This window comes from Streptomyces sp. NPDC046349 (genome assembly GCF_055587885.1).
This window is the reverse complement of record NZ_JBVJFK010000001.1, coordinates 266731-280027: the sequence shown is the minus strand read 5'-3', so window position 1 is coordinate 280027 and position 13297 is coordinate 266731. Positions and strand designations below refer to the sequence as shown.

General features: G+C 70.9%; 12 protein-coding genes and 1 riboswitch. Of the genes, 7 read left to right on the top strand and 5 right to left on the bottom strand.

What is annotated here, in order from left to right:
• Positions 1-88: 88 nt before the first annotated feature.
• Positions 89-1369 carry an extracellular solute-binding protein gene (locus ACZ6JS_RS01345; RefSeq protein ID WP_469295020.1) on the bottom strand — a complete coding sequence of 427 codons (1281 nt, stop codon included), beginning with the start codon at positions 1367-1369 and terminating at the stop codon, positions 89-91.
• 289 nt (positions 1370-1658) lie between these two features.
• On the opposite strand from ACZ6JS_RS01345, the gene ACZ6JS_RS01340 reads away from it, so the two are divergent.
• The 3 genes from ACZ6JS_RS01340 (at position 1659) to ACZ6JS_RS01330 (ending at position 4980) form a co-directional block, all read left to right on the top strand.
• The gene (locus ACZ6JS_RS01340) at positions 1659-2423 is read left to right on the top strand and encodes a GntR family transcriptional regulator (RefSeq protein WP_400929167.1); all 765 of its coding nucleotides are present in this window, start codon (positions 1659-1661) and stop codon (positions 2421-2423) included.
• A 140-nt stretch (positions 2424-2563) separates the two neighbouring features.
• Complete coding sequence (locus ACZ6JS_RS01335; RefSeq protein WP_469295018.1) at positions 2564-4786, top strand: carbon starvation CstA family protein; 2223 nt, start codon at positions 2564-2566, stop codon at positions 4784-4786.
• On the top strand, positions 4783-4980 hold the full coding sequence (locus tag ACZ6JS_RS01330) for a CstA-like transporter-associated (seleno)protein (RefSeq protein WP_469295016.1): 198 nt from the start codon (positions 4783-4785) through the stop codon (positions 4978-4980). The genes ACZ6JS_RS01335 and ACZ6JS_RS01330 overlap by 4 nt, the downstream gene beginning before the upstream one ends.
• A gap of 44 nt (positions 4981-5024) precedes the next feature.
• Here ACZ6JS_RS01330 and ACZ6JS_RS01325 read toward each other — a convergent pair whose 3' ends face one another.
• Complete coding sequence (locus tag ACZ6JS_RS01325) at positions 5025-5237, bottom strand: hypothetical protein (protein WP_469295015.1); 213 nt, start codon at positions 5235-5237, stop codon at positions 5025-5027.
• On the opposite strand from ACZ6JS_RS01325, the gene ACZ6JS_RS01320 reads away from it, so the two are divergent.
• The 3 genes from ACZ6JS_RS01320 (at position 5236) to ACZ6JS_RS01310 (ending at position 9439) form a co-directional block, all read left to right on the top strand.
• Positions 5236-5733, top strand: coding sequence for a GNAT family N-acetyltransferase (locus tag ACZ6JS_RS01320; RefSeq protein ID WP_469295013.1), 498 nt, complete (start codon positions 5236-5238; stop codon positions 5731-5733). The genes ACZ6JS_RS01325 and ACZ6JS_RS01320 overlap by 2 nt on opposite strands.
• A gap of 51 nt (positions 5734-5784) precedes the next feature.
• Positions 5785-5906: riboswitch (cobalamin riboswitch) on the top strand.
• Between the two features lie 135 nt (positions 5907-6041).
• On the top strand, positions 6042-8423 hold the full coding sequence (locus ACZ6JS_RS01315; protein WP_469295012.1) for a ribonucleoside-diphosphate reductase subunit alpha: 2382 nt from the start codon (positions 6042-6044) through the stop codon (positions 8421-8423).
• A complete protein-coding gene (locus ACZ6JS_RS01310; protein ID WP_469295011.1) occupies positions 8423-9439 on the top strand; it encodes a ribonucleotide-diphosphate reductase subunit beta in 1017 nt (338 codons plus the stop codon). The genes ACZ6JS_RS01315 and ACZ6JS_RS01310 overlap by 1 nt, the downstream gene beginning before the upstream one ends.
• Positions 9440-9556: 117 nt before the next feature.
• Here the strand turns inward: ACZ6JS_RS01310 and ACZ6JS_RS01305 are convergent, their stop codons facing one another.
• Entirely contained in the window at positions 9557-9781 is a 225-nt protein-coding gene (locus ACZ6JS_RS01305; RefSeq protein WP_469295010.1) for a hypothetical protein, read from the bottom strand.
• Positions 9782-9862: 81 nt separating this feature from the next.
• On the opposite strand from ACZ6JS_RS01305, the gene ACZ6JS_RS01300 reads away from it, so the two are divergent.
• A complete protein-coding gene (locus tag ACZ6JS_RS01300) occupies positions 9863-10828 on the top strand; it encodes a helix-turn-helix domain-containing protein (protein ID WP_469295008.1) in 966 nt (321 codons plus the stop codon).
• On the opposite strand, the gene ACZ6JS_RS01295 is transcribed toward ACZ6JS_RS01300, so the two are convergent.
• Positions 10794-12482: a PQQ-binding-like beta-propeller repeat protein gene (locus tag ACZ6JS_RS01295; protein WP_469295007.1), complete on the bottom strand. Its 1689-nt coding sequence runs from the start codon at positions 12480-12482 to the stop codon at positions 10794-10796. The two genes, ACZ6JS_RS01300 and ACZ6JS_RS01295, sit on opposite strands and share 35 nt — an antisense overlap.
• A 102-nt stretch (positions 12483-12584) precedes the next feature.
• Positions 12585-13229, bottom strand: a complete 645-nt coding sequence (def, locus tag ACZ6JS_RS01290) for a peptide deformylase (RefSeq protein WP_469295006.1) — start codon at positions 13227-13229, stop codon at positions 12585-12587.
• Positions 13230-13297: the final 68 nt, after the last annotated feature.

Sequence of the window (13297 nt, the reverse complement as noted above, 5' to 3'; positions counted from 1 at the left end):
GCGACCGGGGGCGCGGCGGGTGTCCGGGCACCTGCCGCACTCCCGGTGCGTTCACACTGCTGGGTCGTGCGGGTGCTGCGGGGCGGGACTACTTGTTGATGCGCTTCGCGATCTCGGCGTCCGCGTCGGCGCCGGCCTTGGCCGCGTCCTCACCCTTCAGGACCTTGGTCATGAACTCCTTGATGGGGTTCGGCTCGGTCTCGACGTTCGCCCAGCCCGCGGTGACCGGGGTGATCCTGCCGTTGACGCCGCCCTTGCCCATGGCCTCGGCGAAGGAGCCCGCGGCGGGGGTGAAGTTGGCAGCGGCCTGGTTCGGCAGCAGCGCGCCCTTGGTCTCGGCGGCGTACTTGGTCATCTGGTCCTTGCCGGCGGCCAGGGCCAGCCACTCCTTGGCGAGCTCCTTGTTCTTGGAGCGCTCGGCCACGGCGAGGTTCGAGCCGCCGAGGAAGACGGTGCTGGTCTTGTCGGCGGTCTTGCCCGGGATCGGGAAGTAGCCGAAGTCGGCTTCCTTGCCCGCGTCCTTCAGGGCCTTCTCGGCACCGCCGGCCTCCCAGCCGAGACCGATCCAGGAGGCGACGCCGCCCTTGGGAACGATGTCGGTGGACTGCTGCGGGTTGGCCTCGTCCTTGTCCTTGGGGGCGGTGGAGTAGGACTGGAGCTTCTTGTAGAACTCCATCGCGGCGCCGGCCTGCGGGGTGCCGAGGCCGCCCTTCCACTTGGAGCCGTCCTTGACGGCGAGGTCGCCGCCCTCGTCCCAGATGAGACCGGCGAGGACGTACCAGCTCTGGCCGGGCAGGTAGATGGGCTGGGTGGCCGGGTCGGCCGCCTTGAGCTTCTCCAGGCCGGCTATCCACTCGTCGCGGGTGGTGGGCGGGGTGACGCCGGCCTTGGCGAAGGCCTTCTTGTCGTAGATGACGACGCGGTTGGCGGCGTACCACGGGGCGGAGTAGAGCTTGCCGTCGACCTCGGCCGAGGCGAGCATGCTCTTCTGCCAGGCGTCGGCGCCGAGCGCTGCCCTGTCCTTCGTCAGGTCGGCGAGACCGCCGGTGACCGCGTAGCCGGCGGTCTGGGTGTTGCCGAGCTCAAGAACGTCCGGAGGGTTGTTCTCGGAGAGGGCCGTGGTGACCTTCTCCTGGATACCGGTCCACTTCTGCTCCTCGACCTTGACCGTCACACCGGGGTGCTTGGCCGAGAACTCCTTGTTGACCTCGTCGATCCAGGCCTTCGGCGCGGAGCCGTCCATGACCCAGACGGTGATCTCCTTGGGACCCGCGTCGGCCTTGGCCTTGTCGTCGTCCCCATTGCCACACGCCGCGAGTCCGACCATCATGCCCGCGACACCGACCGCCGCGATGAGCTTGCGCTTCACGCCACCCTCCTCAGGGATGCCTGCCTGCACTTCCCTTGCCCGCCGCGGTGACATACGCGAAGTACTGCCGTGGGGCTGGGATCTGATCCATATTGGTGTAGACCAGTAGCTGGAGCTTGGCCTAGACCTTTAGGGGTGTCAAGGGTCTAATGAGCGGGTGCCCGGTCCGTTATCGGACCGACACCTGGGGAGAGAGAAGGCCTGTACCCCCAGTCGTGTCACCATGTGACCGCACATATCGGAGGAGCCGGTGACGGCAGCGAAACTGGAGTCGGGAAGGCGGGCGGCGATGGCCACCGAAGGGGCACTCACGGAGCCGGACGGCGGGGCAGTCACTCGCACGGCACGTGTACCCAAGTACTACCGACTCAAGCGGCACTTGCTCGACATGACCGAGACGCTGCCGCCCGGCACCCCGGTACCGCCGGAGCGCACGCTCGCGGCCGAATTCGACACCTCGCGGACCACGGTCCGCCAGGCCCTCCAGGAACTGGTCGTCGAGGGGCGGCTGGAGCGGATCCAGGGCAAGGGCACCTTCGTCGCCAAGCCCAAGGTCTCCCAGGCCCTGCAACTGACCTCCTACACGGAGGACATGCGGGCCCAGGGCCTGGAGCCGACCTCGCAGCTCCTCGACATCGGCTACGTGACCGCCGACGACACCCTCGCCGGTCTGCTCAAGATCAACACCGGTGGGCGGGTGCTGCGCATCGAGCGGCTGCGCCTGGCCAGCGGCGAGCCGATGGCCATCGAGACCACCCACCTGTCGGCCAAGCGCTTCCCCGCGCTGCGCCGCTCGCTCGCCAAGTACACCTCCCTCTACACCGCCCTCGCCGAGGTGTACGACGTCCACCTCGCGGAGGCCGAGGAGACGATCGAGACCTCCCTGGCCACCCCGCGCGAGGCTGGCCTGCTCGGCACCGACGTCGGGCTGCCGATGCTGATGCTCTCCCGGCACTCCCTGGACGCCGACGGCGAACCGGTGGAGTGGGTGCGGTCGGTGTACCGCGGCGACCGCTACAAGTTCGTCGCCCGACTCAAGCGCCCCGCCGTCTGACCTGGCACTGCGGTTCCGGACCGCGGGCCCGCGTACCCGATTCCTTCACATACCGGATTGCGGACGGGGTCTTACGCTCACCGGGCCATCCCCCGTAGATTCCCTGCGCTTACGCAGATGATCGACGAGGGGACGAGGTCATGCCTGAACCGGAAGCAACAGGAACACAACGGGACACGGCGAGTCCGGCAACCCCATCGGGCTCGCCCTCCCCCAAGTCCATCGCCGTGTGGGTGCTCGTCGGACTCGTCGGCGCCGTCGGCTGGGGCGTGCTGGCGCTCTCGCGCGGCGAGGAGATCTCCGCGGCCTGGCTGCTCGCCGCGGCGCTGGGCTCGTACGCCATCGGCTACCGCTTCTACGCGCGCTTCATCGCGCACCGCGTACTGAAGGTCGACGCGACCCGGGCCACCCCCGCCGAACGCCTCGACAACGGTGTCGACTTCCATCCCACCGACCGCCGGGTGCTCTTCGGCCACCACTTCGCCGCCGTCGCCGGAGCCGGCCCGCTCGTCGGTCCCGTGCTGGCCGCGCAGATGGGCTACCTGCCCGGGACCATCTGGATCGTCGCGGGTGTGATCTTCGCCGGTGCCGTCCAGGACATGGTGACGCTGTTCTTCTCCACCCGCCGCGACGGCCGTTCGCTCGGCCAGATGGCACGGGACGAGATCGGCCCTGTGGGCGGAGCCGCCGCCCTGGTCGCCGTGTTCGCCATCATGATCATCCTGCTGGCGGTGCTGGCCCTGGTCATCGTCAACGCCCTGGCGCACTCGCCCTGGGGCGTCTTCTCCATCGGCATGACCATCCCGATCGCCGTCTTCATGGGCTTCTACCTGCGCGTCCTGCGGCCGGGCCGGGTCACCGAGGTCTCCCTCATCGGTGTCGCCCTGCTGCTGCTCGCCATCGTCGCGGGCGGCTGGGTCGCCGAGTCCTCCTTCGCCGGGACCTTCACCCTGGAGAAGGAGACGCTCGTCATCTGGATGGTGGTGTACGGCTTCCTGGCGTCGGTCCTGCCGGTGTGGATGCTGCTCGCGCCCCGCGACTACCTCTCCACCTTCATGAAGGTCGGCACCATCGCGCTCCTCGCGATCGGCGTGGTCATCGCGATGCCGACGCTGAAGATGCCCTCGATCACCGACTTCGCGGCCCGCGGCGACGGCCCGGTCTTCGCCGGGTCGATGTTCCCGTTCGTCTTCATCACCATCGCGTGCGGCGCACTCTCGGGCTTCCACGCCCTGGTCTCCTCGGGCACCACCCCGAAGATGATCCAGAAGGAGACCCAGGTCCGCATGATCGGCTACGGCGCCATGCTGACCGAGTCGTTCGTCGCCGTCATGGCGATCATCGCGGCCTGCATCATCGAGCCCGGCCTCTTCTTCGCGGTGAACTCCCCTCCCGGGATCATCGGCACCACGGTCGAGTCCGCCTCGCAGGCGGTGACGAACTTCGGCTTCGCCATCTCCCCCGAGGCGCTCACGCAGGCCGCCAAGGACGTCGAGGAAGCCAGCCTGCTGTCACGTACGGGCGGCGCGCCGACCTTCGCACTCGGAATGTCGGAGATCTTCTCCTCCGTCATCGGCGGCACCGGGATGAAGGCATTCTGGTACCACTTCGCGATCATGTTCGAGGCGCTCTTCATCCTGACGACGCTCGACGCGGGCACCCGCGTGGGCCGGTTCATGCTCCAGGACACCCTCGGCAACGTCCACAAGTCCTTCAAGGACGTCAGCTGGAAGCCCGGCGTGTGGTTCGCGAGCGCGATCGTGGTCGGCGCGTGGGGCTACTTCCTGTGGGTCGGCATCAAGGACCCGCTGGGCGGCATCAACCAGCTCTTCCCGCTCTTCGGCATCGCCAACCAGCTGCTGGCCGCGGTCGCCCTGGCGGTCTGCACCACGCTGCTCGTGAAGTCCGGCCGGCTCAAGTGGGCCTGGGTGACGGGTGTCCCGCTGGTCTGGGACGCCACGGTGACCCTCACCGCCAGCTACCAGAAGGTCTTCTCCGAGGACGTGAAGGTCGGCTTCTTCGCACAGCGCGACAAGTACCAGGCGGGCATCGACGCCGACAAGGTACTGGCCCCCGCGAAGAACATGGACGACATGCACACGATCGTCACCAACGCCACGGTCGACGGCGTGCTGTGCGCCCTCTTCGCGGTGCTGATCGTCGTGGTCCTCGCGGACGCGCTGCGCACCTGCGTCAAGGCCGTCCGCGACCCGGGGTCGGCGAAGCTCTCCGAGGTCCCGTGGACCGAGTCGAAGATCGTCGCCCCGGCGGGCCTGATCGCGACCGCCGAGGAGCGGGCCCAGCTCGCCGCCGCGGCCGGCCGCGATTCCGGCGGCGGGCAGGTCAAGGAGCCGGTGGGGTGAACACCGTACGGAGCGTGCTGGCCAGGGCCCGGTTCTACGTACGGGAGTTCTCCGGGGAGGCCGCCTACGACCGGTACGTGGCCCACGCGCGCTCGCACGACCCGGACGCGGAGGTCCTCACCCGCCGCGCCTTCGAACGCGCCCGCACGGACGCCCGCGAGGCGGACCCCCGCGAGGGCTTCCGCTGCTGCTGAACCATGCGAAGGGCCCCGCCGTCGGCGGGGCCCTTGCGCGTTGCTCAGCGCACCCAGTCCTTGAGGACCTCGGTCTGAAGGGTGACGCCGACGGGGCCGGGCAGCGCGATGTCCGTTCCACACGGCACGAGGTGAACGCTCTCGTACCGCCCGCCGTGGGGCTGGCTGTGGACGGAGACCTCGCACGTGGTCCCCGACGGTGTCGCCTCCGACGACAGCGCCGGGCGCCGACAGACGTCCTGCACACTCGACCGCATGGACATGGTGATCAGAACGGCGGTGCCCGCCGACTACGCGCAGCTGGGCGAGATCACGGCGCAGGCCTACCTCGCCGACGGGCACCTGGACTTCAACGAGGACGACGCCTACCTGAACGTGCTGCGCGACGTGGCCGGCCGGGCCGCGCTGGCCGAGGTGCTCGTCGCCGAGCGCGACGGGCGGCTGCTCGGCGGGGTGACCTTCGCCGCACCCGGCAGCCCGCTCGCCGACGTCGCCGGCCCGGACGAGGCCGAGTTCCGGATGCTGGCGGTTGCCCACGCGGCCCGCGGCCGGGGCGTCGGCGAGGCCCTGGTGCGGGCGTGCGTGGACCGGGCGCGGGCCGTCGAGGGCGTCACGGGGGTCGTCCTCTCCACCCAGCGCAGCATGGCCGGGGCCCACCGGATCTACGCCCGGCTGGGCTTCGTACGCACTCCGGAGCGGGATTGGGGGCCCATCGAGGGCCTGACACTCCTCACGTATCGACTCAAGCTGTAGCCACGCCGACACTACATGTGGGGGTTGCCGCACAAGGGCGCCCCCACATGTATGCTCATGCCTGCTGTCGCCGCAGGGGAATCCGGTGGGAATCCGGAACTGTCCCGCAACGGTATGAAGTGTCCGGCATCCGGACACCAAGTCCGATGACCTGCCGGCAGCGCGCCCGGATCGACCGAACCGGGTGCCGACACGTCCGGGCCTCGCGGTTGGGCCGGTGGACGCCATGCGGTGTGCCCTCCTGCCACGCCCGCATGCGCCCGCGCCCGACCGCCGATGACCGGGCCGAGCGAGGGAGAGCTCCCGCCGTGACCATCGCGCCTTCCGCACCGCGCGCCGAGTCCGTTTCTGGCGACAACACCGAGGGCCCGGGGGCCACGCTGCTGCGTACCCTCACCGAACTGACGGCGGACCTCCCCGACACCGACCCCGGCCGCGTCGCCGCCGCCGCGCTCCGCGGCCGCAGCTCCGCCGCCGACGAGGCCGAACTGCGCGGTCTGGCCACCGAGTCCGCGGCCGGGCTGATCTCCGAGGACCCCGCGTACTCGAAGCTCGCCGCCCGTCTGCTGACGCTGGCCGTGCGCGACGAGGCCGCGAGCCAGGGCTCCACCTCGTTCTCCGCCTCCGTCGAGGTCGGCCACCGCGAGGGCCTGATCGCCGACCGCACCGCCGAGTTCGTGCGCACGCACGCGAGCCGCCTGGACGCGCTGGTCGAGCACACCCTCGCCGAGGGCGCCGACGACCGGTTCGGCTTCTTCGGCCTGCGCACCCTGCACAGCCGCTACCTGCTGCGCCACCCGATCACCCGTCAGGTGATCGAGACCCCGCAGTACTTCATGCTGCGCGTGGCCTGCGGCCTGGCCGCGGACGAGAGCGTCCAGGCCGTCGAGGAAGTGGCCTCGCTGTACCGGCTGATGAGCCGCCTCGACTACCTGCCCTCCTCCCCCACGCTCTTCAACTCCGGCACCCGGCATCCGCAGATGTCCTCCTGCTACCTGCTGGACTCGCCGCTGGACGAGCTCGACTCGATCTACGACCGCTACCACCAGGTCGCACGCCTGTCGAAGCACGCGGGCGGCATCGGCCTGTCGTACTCCCGCATCCGCGCCCGCGGTTCGCTGATCCGCGGCACCAACGGCCACTCCAACGGCATCGTGCCGTTCCTCAAGACGCTCGACGCCTCCGTCGCCGCCGTGAACCAGGGCGGCCGCCGCAAGGGCGCCGCCGCGGTCTACCTGGAGACCTGGCACGCGGACATCGAGGAGTTCCTGGAGCTGCGCGACAACACCGGTGAGGACCAGCGCCGCACCCACAACCTGAACCTCGCCCACTGGGTGCCGGACGAGTTCATGCGCCGCGTGAACGCCGACGCCGAGTGGTCGCTGTTCTCCCCGGCGGACGTGCCCGAGCTGGTCGACCTGTGGGGCGACGAGTTCGACGCCGCGTACCGCAAGGCGGAGGCCGACGGCCTGGCCCGCAAGACGATGCCCGCCCGCGACCTGTACGGTCGGATGATGCGCACCCTCGCGCAGACCGGCCAGGGCTGGATGACCTTCAAGGACGCCTCCAACCGCACGGCGAACCAGACCGCCGAGCCGGGGACCGTCGTCCACTCCTCGAACCTGTGCACCGAGATCATCGAGGTCACCAACGACGGCGAGACGGCCGTCTGCAACCTCGGATCGGTCAACCTCGGCGCCTTCGTCGTGAACGGCGAGATCGACTGGGAGCGCCTCGACGAGACCGTCCGCACCGCGGTGACCTTCCTCGACCGCGTCGTGGACATCAACTTCTACCCGACCGAGCAGGCCGGCCGGTCCAACGCCCGCTGGCGTCCGGTGGGCCTGGGCGCGATGGGCCTCCAGGACGTCTTCTTCAAGCTGAAGCTGCCCTTCGACTCCCCCGAGGCGAAGGCCCTGTCCACCAAGCTCTCCGAGCGCATCATGCTGGCCGCGTACGAGGCCTCCTGCGACCTCGCCGAGCGCAGCGGCCCGCTGCCGGCCTGGGAGCAGACCCGCACCGCGCGCGGCGTCCTGCACCCGGACCACTACGACGTCGAGCTGAACTGGCCGGAGCGCTGGGACGCGCTGCGCGCCCGCGTCGCCGAGAGCGGCATGCGCAACTCCCTGCTCCTGGCGATCGCTCCGACGGCCACCATCGCCTCCATCGCCGGCGTGTACGAGTGCATCGAGCCGCAGGTCTCCAACCTGTTCAAGCGCGAGACCCTGTCGGGCGAGTTCCTCCAGGTGAACGGCTACCTGGTGGAGGAGCTCAAGCAGCTCGGCGTGTGGGACGCCCAGACCCGCGAGGCACTGCGCGACTCCTCCGGCTCGGTCCAGGGCTTCGGCTGGATCCCGGCCGAGGTCCGCGAGCTGTACCGCACGGCGTGGGAGATCCCGCAGCGCGGCCTGATCGACATGGCGGCGGCGCGTACGCCGTTCCTGGACCAGTCGCAGTCGCTGAACCTGTTCCTGGAGACGCCCACCATCGGCAAGCTCAGCTCGATGTACGCGTACGCCTGGAAGCAGGGGCTGAAGACCACGTACTACCTGCGTTCGCGTCCGGCGACGAAGATCGCCCGCGCCGCGCAGGCCGCCACCGCCGCTCCGGCGGCGCTCCCGCAGGCCGTCGACGCCGATGCCCTGGCCTGCTCCCTTGAGAACCCCGAGTCCTGCGAGGCATGCCAGTAATGAGCTCCACCGACAACAAGAACCTCCTGGACCCGGGCTTCGAGCTCACGCTCCGCCCGATGCGCTACCCGGACTTCTACGAGCGCTACCGGGACGCGATCAAGAACACGTGGACGGTGGAGGAGGTCGACCTCCACTCGGACGTCGCGGACCTCGCGAAGCTGACGCCCGCCGAACAGCACATGATCGGCCGTCTGGTCGCGTTCTTCGCGACCGGCGACTCGATCGTCTCGAACAACCTCGTGCTGACGCTCTACAAGCACATCAACTCCCCGGAGGCGCGCCTGTACCTGTCGCGCCAGCTGTTCGAGGAGGCCGTGCACGTCCAGTTCTACCTGACGCTGCTCGACACCTACCTGCCCGACCCGGACGACCGCGCGGCCGCCTTCGACGCGGTCGAGGAGATTCCCTCCATCCGCGAGAAGGCGCAGTTCTGCTTCAAGTGGATGGACTCGGTCGAGAAGATCGACCGGCTGGAGACGCAGGCCGACCGCCGCCGCTTCCTGCTGAACCTGATCTGCTTCGCCGCGTGCATCGAGGGCCTGTTCTTCTACGGCGCCTTCGCGTACGTGTACTGGTTCCGCTCGCGCGGTCTGCTGCACGGCCTGGCCACCGGCACCAACTGGGTGTTCCGTGACGAGACCATGCACATGAACTTCGCGTTCGAGGTCGTGGACACGGTCCGCAAGGAGGAGCCCGAGCTCTTCGACGACGCCCTCCAGCAGCAGGTCACCGACATGCTGAAGGAGGCCGTGGAGGCGGAGCTGCAGTTCGGCCGCGACCTGTGCGGCGACGGCCTGCCGGGCATGAACACCGAGTCGATGCGCGAGTACCTGGAGTGCGTCGCGGACCAGCGCCTGGTCCGTCTCGGGTTCCCCCCGGTGTACGGCTCGCAGAACCCGTTCTCCTTCATGGAGCTGCAGGGCGTCCAGGAGCTGACGAACTTCTTCGAGCGCCGCCCGTCGGCCTACCAGGTCGCCGTCGAGGGAACCGTCGATCTGGACGAGGACTTCTAGCCGGACGGGGACTTCCGGTCCCAGATGCGCCGAGAGCCGGGACGCGACGTGATCGCGTCTCGGCTCTTCGCGGTCCGGGGCGGGGGAAGGGACGCCTGCGGGAGGGCGTCGGCGGGCTCAGTGGGCGAGGCGCCCGCGGCGCCACGCCGCGGAGCGCGGTCCGCGCTGGCGCGGGGTGGGCGGCATGCCGCCCGCCTTCTGCCGCGGCAGCCACACGAGCCGGGTCTCGACGGCCCGCAGCTGCCGGTCGGTCCGCCGCTCGCGCAGGACCCCGTACAGGCTGGGGGCGAGCAGCAGGGAGGCGACGGCGAGGACGGCGAGGTAGCTCAGGAACGTGTTCATGTCTCCACTGTCCCTCTGTACGCACAACCCCGCGAGTGGCAGGACTGTCATGAAAGAGTGAATTACTGCCACACTGGATGCATGCTGACCAACGTGGCCGTGGCCCTCCTCGACGAAGTGGCCCCCTTCGAGTTCGGGATTTTCTGCGAAGTCTTCGGGATCGACCGCAGCGACCACGGCCTGCCGGTCTACGACTACGCCGTGTGCGCGGCGGAGGACGGCCCCCTGACCATGTCGGGGACCGGTTTCGCGTTCGCCCCCGCCCACGGACTGGAGCGGTTGGAGAGCGCCGACCTGATCTGCGTGCCCGCCTTCCGCAACGCCTCCGAGCGCACCTACCCGGAGCCGCTCCTGGCCGCGCTGCGCCGCGGTGTGGAGCGCGGCTCGCGGGTACTCAGCGTGTGCAGCGGGGCATACGTACTGGGCGCGGCCGGGCTGCTGGACGGCCGGCGCTGCACCACGCACTGGATGCACGCCGCGGCCCTGGCGCAGCGCTTCCCGCGGGCGCTGGTCGACCCGGACGTGCTCTACGTCGACGAGGGCCCGGTGATCACCTCGGCCGGCACCGCCTCCGGCATCGACGCCTGCCTCCACCTGGTGCGCCAGGAGCACGGCGCCGAGGTGGCCAACGCGATCGCCCGGCGGATGGTCGTACCGCCCCACCGGGACGGCGGGCAGGCGCAGTACATCCAGCGGCCGCTGCCGCGCACGCCCTGCGACACGGTGGGCGAGGTGATCGGGTGGATGGGCCGCCACCTGGAGGAGGAGATCACCGTCGAGCAGCTCGCGGAGCGCGCACACATGTCACCGCGGACCTTCGCCCGCCGCTTCCTCCAGGAGACCGGCACCACGCCGTACAAGTGGCTGCTGCGCCAGCGCGTCCTGCTGGCGCAGGAGTTGCTGGAGTCCACCGACGACACGGTCGACGCGATCGCCGGCCGCTCCGGCTTCGGCAACGCGGCGGCCCTGCGCCACCACTTCCTGCGGACCCTGGGCACCACGCCGAACGCCTTCAGGCGTGCCTTCCGGGGCCCGCAGGCCGCCTGAGGCCCGTCGGCCCGATCGGGCGGTCCCACCCGTACTCCACGATGCGTCCGTCGACCGTCCCGACCAGCAACTGCCCCTGCGGCGCCACTGCGAGGGACAGCGCGCAGGTCGGGACCCCGTCGACGGCGAGGGTGATGCGCCGGCGCACCGCGCCCGTCTCGGCGTCCAGGACCGTCAGGGCCCCGGAGGCGTCGGCGGCGTAGACGTTCTTCCCGTCCGAGTCCAGGGCCGTCGCGCGGTGGTCGCCGCGGTGCTCCCACAGCACCGTGCCGCCCAGGGAGCGCCGTACGACGTAGCAGCTGCCCGGACGGCGCGCGTGCGGCTCGTGGACGGACCCGGCGTACACCAGGGACTGCGCGATCTCCACCGCCGGACCGCCGAGGTGGTCCTCCCCCGGCGGCCGGCCGTGCGGGAAGAGCGGCCGCGGCGTGCCGTCCTCGTCCACCGCGCCGACCCACAGGTCCCGGTGCGACCACTGCGCGTGGTCGCCCACCAGCACGTAGGGCCGGCTCGGACGGCGCACCGGGAACGGGTGGTTGAACAGGGTGAAGGCGCCGGGCTCCGGGCCCCGCGGCACCTCGGCGGCAGATGCGGATGGACCCGCGGTGCCCTCCAGCTCGGACAGCGACAGCCGTTCGCGTCCCGCGCCCGGCTCCCCCACCGGCCGCAGGACCATCCGCCGGCCGCCGCCCGGCACCAGGACCGCGTACCCGTCGGGTCGCACGGTCTCCACCACCCGGCCGGTGTCGACCTCGATGCGGGCGATCCGGGCCCCGCCCGGCTTCCAGCCGGGGGGAGCGTGGGGCCGGAGCCGCTCGGCGTTGGCCCACACGGACGCCGCGTCGCCGGACATCACCAGCTGACGGCCGCCCTCCTCGTCCCGGACCGCCCACTGCCGTTCCCCCGAGGGCAGCCACGACTCCGCGAGGACGCCCTCGAGCGCGGCCAGCACCCGGCCGTCCGGAAGTGCCTCGACCGCCCACACCCGCCGCCGCAGGGACCACTCCCGGCCGGCCGCCCCCGCCAGCTCCGTCAGCAGGCGGCGGGCCTGCGGGCCGCGGTCCGGCCGGTCGTAGGGCGCCACGGGCACGTCCAGTTCCTCGCCGAGGACGTCTCCCGGCCCGACCGCGCCCCAGTCCGCCCGGTGCACGACGGCCGCGTGCCCCTGCTCGTGGGCCACCGGACCCTCCCAGTCCTCGGACGGGCTCAGCACCAGGCGCAGGTCGGCCGCGCCGCACCACGCAACGTCGAGGACCTCCCGCTCGTACTCCAGGGCGGACACGACGCCGCCGGTGTCCAGGCGGACGAGCAGCAGCTCACCTTCGAAGAAGTAGCCGCCGTCGTAACATCCGGTGCCCACGGCCAGCAGCGGCAGGACCGGGTGGAAGGCGAGCGCCCGCACGGGCTTGCCGGAACGCAGCACGTACCGGCACCGAAGGCCGTCCCGCTCGTACACGCCGATGCGGTGCCCGGACCACCCGGTGCCCCAGGGTCCGCCCCTCCAGTGGGCCGAGCCCACGTCGCCGCCGACCGCGAGCAGCCCCGAGCGGTCGTCGGCGACGGCCACGGCGGGGTCCCCGATCTCGGCGAACGGCCCGCCGCCGAGCACGCGCCGCACGGTCGGCTCGGGGAGCTCAGGGGCTTCACGGGTCATACGGTTCCCCCCGGGACGGCGGCACGACGGACCGCCGCCCCCCGGGCGGGGGCGCGCGGAATCCTCATGGTCGGCGGCGGGCCCGGCGCACGCCAGCGCGCCTCAGGCGTTGGGGACGGTCTCGTAGCGCGGGGTGCCCTCGGCCATCTGACGCAGGGCGTCCTTGCGGTCCCGCTTGGACAGCCGGTCGATGTACAGGTAGCCGTACAGGTGGTCGGTCTCGTGCTGCAGGCAGCGGGCGAAGTAGCCGGTGCCGCGGACCTTGATCGGGTTGCCCTGGGCGTCCTGGCCCTCGACCTCGGCGTAGTCCGGGCGGGCCAGCGCGGCGTACGCCGTCGGGACGGAGAGGCAGCCCTCGTTGGAGTCGTCCAGCACCCGCGAGCCGGCGGGGAGCTCGACGAGCTTCGGGTTGACCACGACACCGGTGTGGCGCACGCCCTCATCGTCCGGGCAGTCGTAGACGAAGACCTTGGCGTCGACGCCGATCTGGTTCGCGGCCAGGCCGACGCCCTCGGCCGCCTTCTGGCTGGCGAACATGTCGTCGATCAGCTTGGCCAGCTCGTCGCCGAACTCGGTGACGTCCTTGCACTCGCGGTGCAGGACCGGGTTGCCGACGACCGTGATCGGGCGGGCGGTGCCGCGCTCCCGGTGGGCCAGCTCGCGCGCCTCACAGTCCTCGGTGTCCACGACGTACCCGTCGTTCACGACCTCGCCACCATCGACAACCTGGTTCTCCTGCTGCGCCATGTCCGCCGTACGCCTTCCGTAAGTCCCGGTCACCGGTGGTCGCCGATGGCCACCGATGTGCCCGTACA

Excerpts from the sequence above, each read along its gene's own strand:
- ACZ6JS_RS01340 (WP_400929167.1), top strand. The coding sequence starts at position 1,659 with ATGGCCACCGAAGGGGCACTCACGGAGCCGGACGGCGGGGCAGTCACT.
- ACZ6JS_RS01335 (WP_469295018.1), top strand. The coding sequence starts at position 2,564 with ATGCCTGAACCGGAAGCAACAGGAACACAACGGGACACGGCGAGTCCG.
- ACZ6JS_RS01320 (WP_469295013.1), top strand. The coding sequence starts at position 5,236 with ATGGACATGGTGATCAGAACGGCGGTGCCCGCCGACTACGCGCAGCTG.
- ACZ6JS_RS01325 (WP_469295015.1), bottom strand. The coding sequence starts at position 5,237 with ATGCGGTCGAGTGTGCAGGACGTCTGTCGGCGCCCGGCGCTGTCGTCG.
- ACZ6JS_RS01310 (WP_469295011.1), top strand. The coding sequence starts at position 8,423 with ATGAGCTCCACCGACAACAAGAACCTCCTGGACCCGGGCTTCGAGCTC.
- ACZ6JS_RS01305 (WP_469295010.1), bottom strand. The coding sequence starts at position 9,781 with ATGAACACGTTCCTGAGCTACCTCGCCGTCCTCGCCGTCGCCTCCCTG.
- ACZ6JS_RS01300 (WP_469295008.1), top strand. The coding sequence starts at position 9,863 with ATGCTGACCAACGTGGCCGTGGCCCTCCTCGACGAAGTGGCCCCCTTC.
- ACZ6JS_RS01295 (WP_469295007.1), bottom strand. The coding sequence starts at position 12,482 with ATGACCCGTGAAGCCCCTGAGCTCCCCGAGCCGACCGTGCGGCGCGTG.
- def (WP_469295006.1), bottom strand. The coding sequence starts at position 13,229 with ATGGCGCAGCAGGAGAACCAGGTTGTCGATGGTGGCGAGGTCGTGAAC.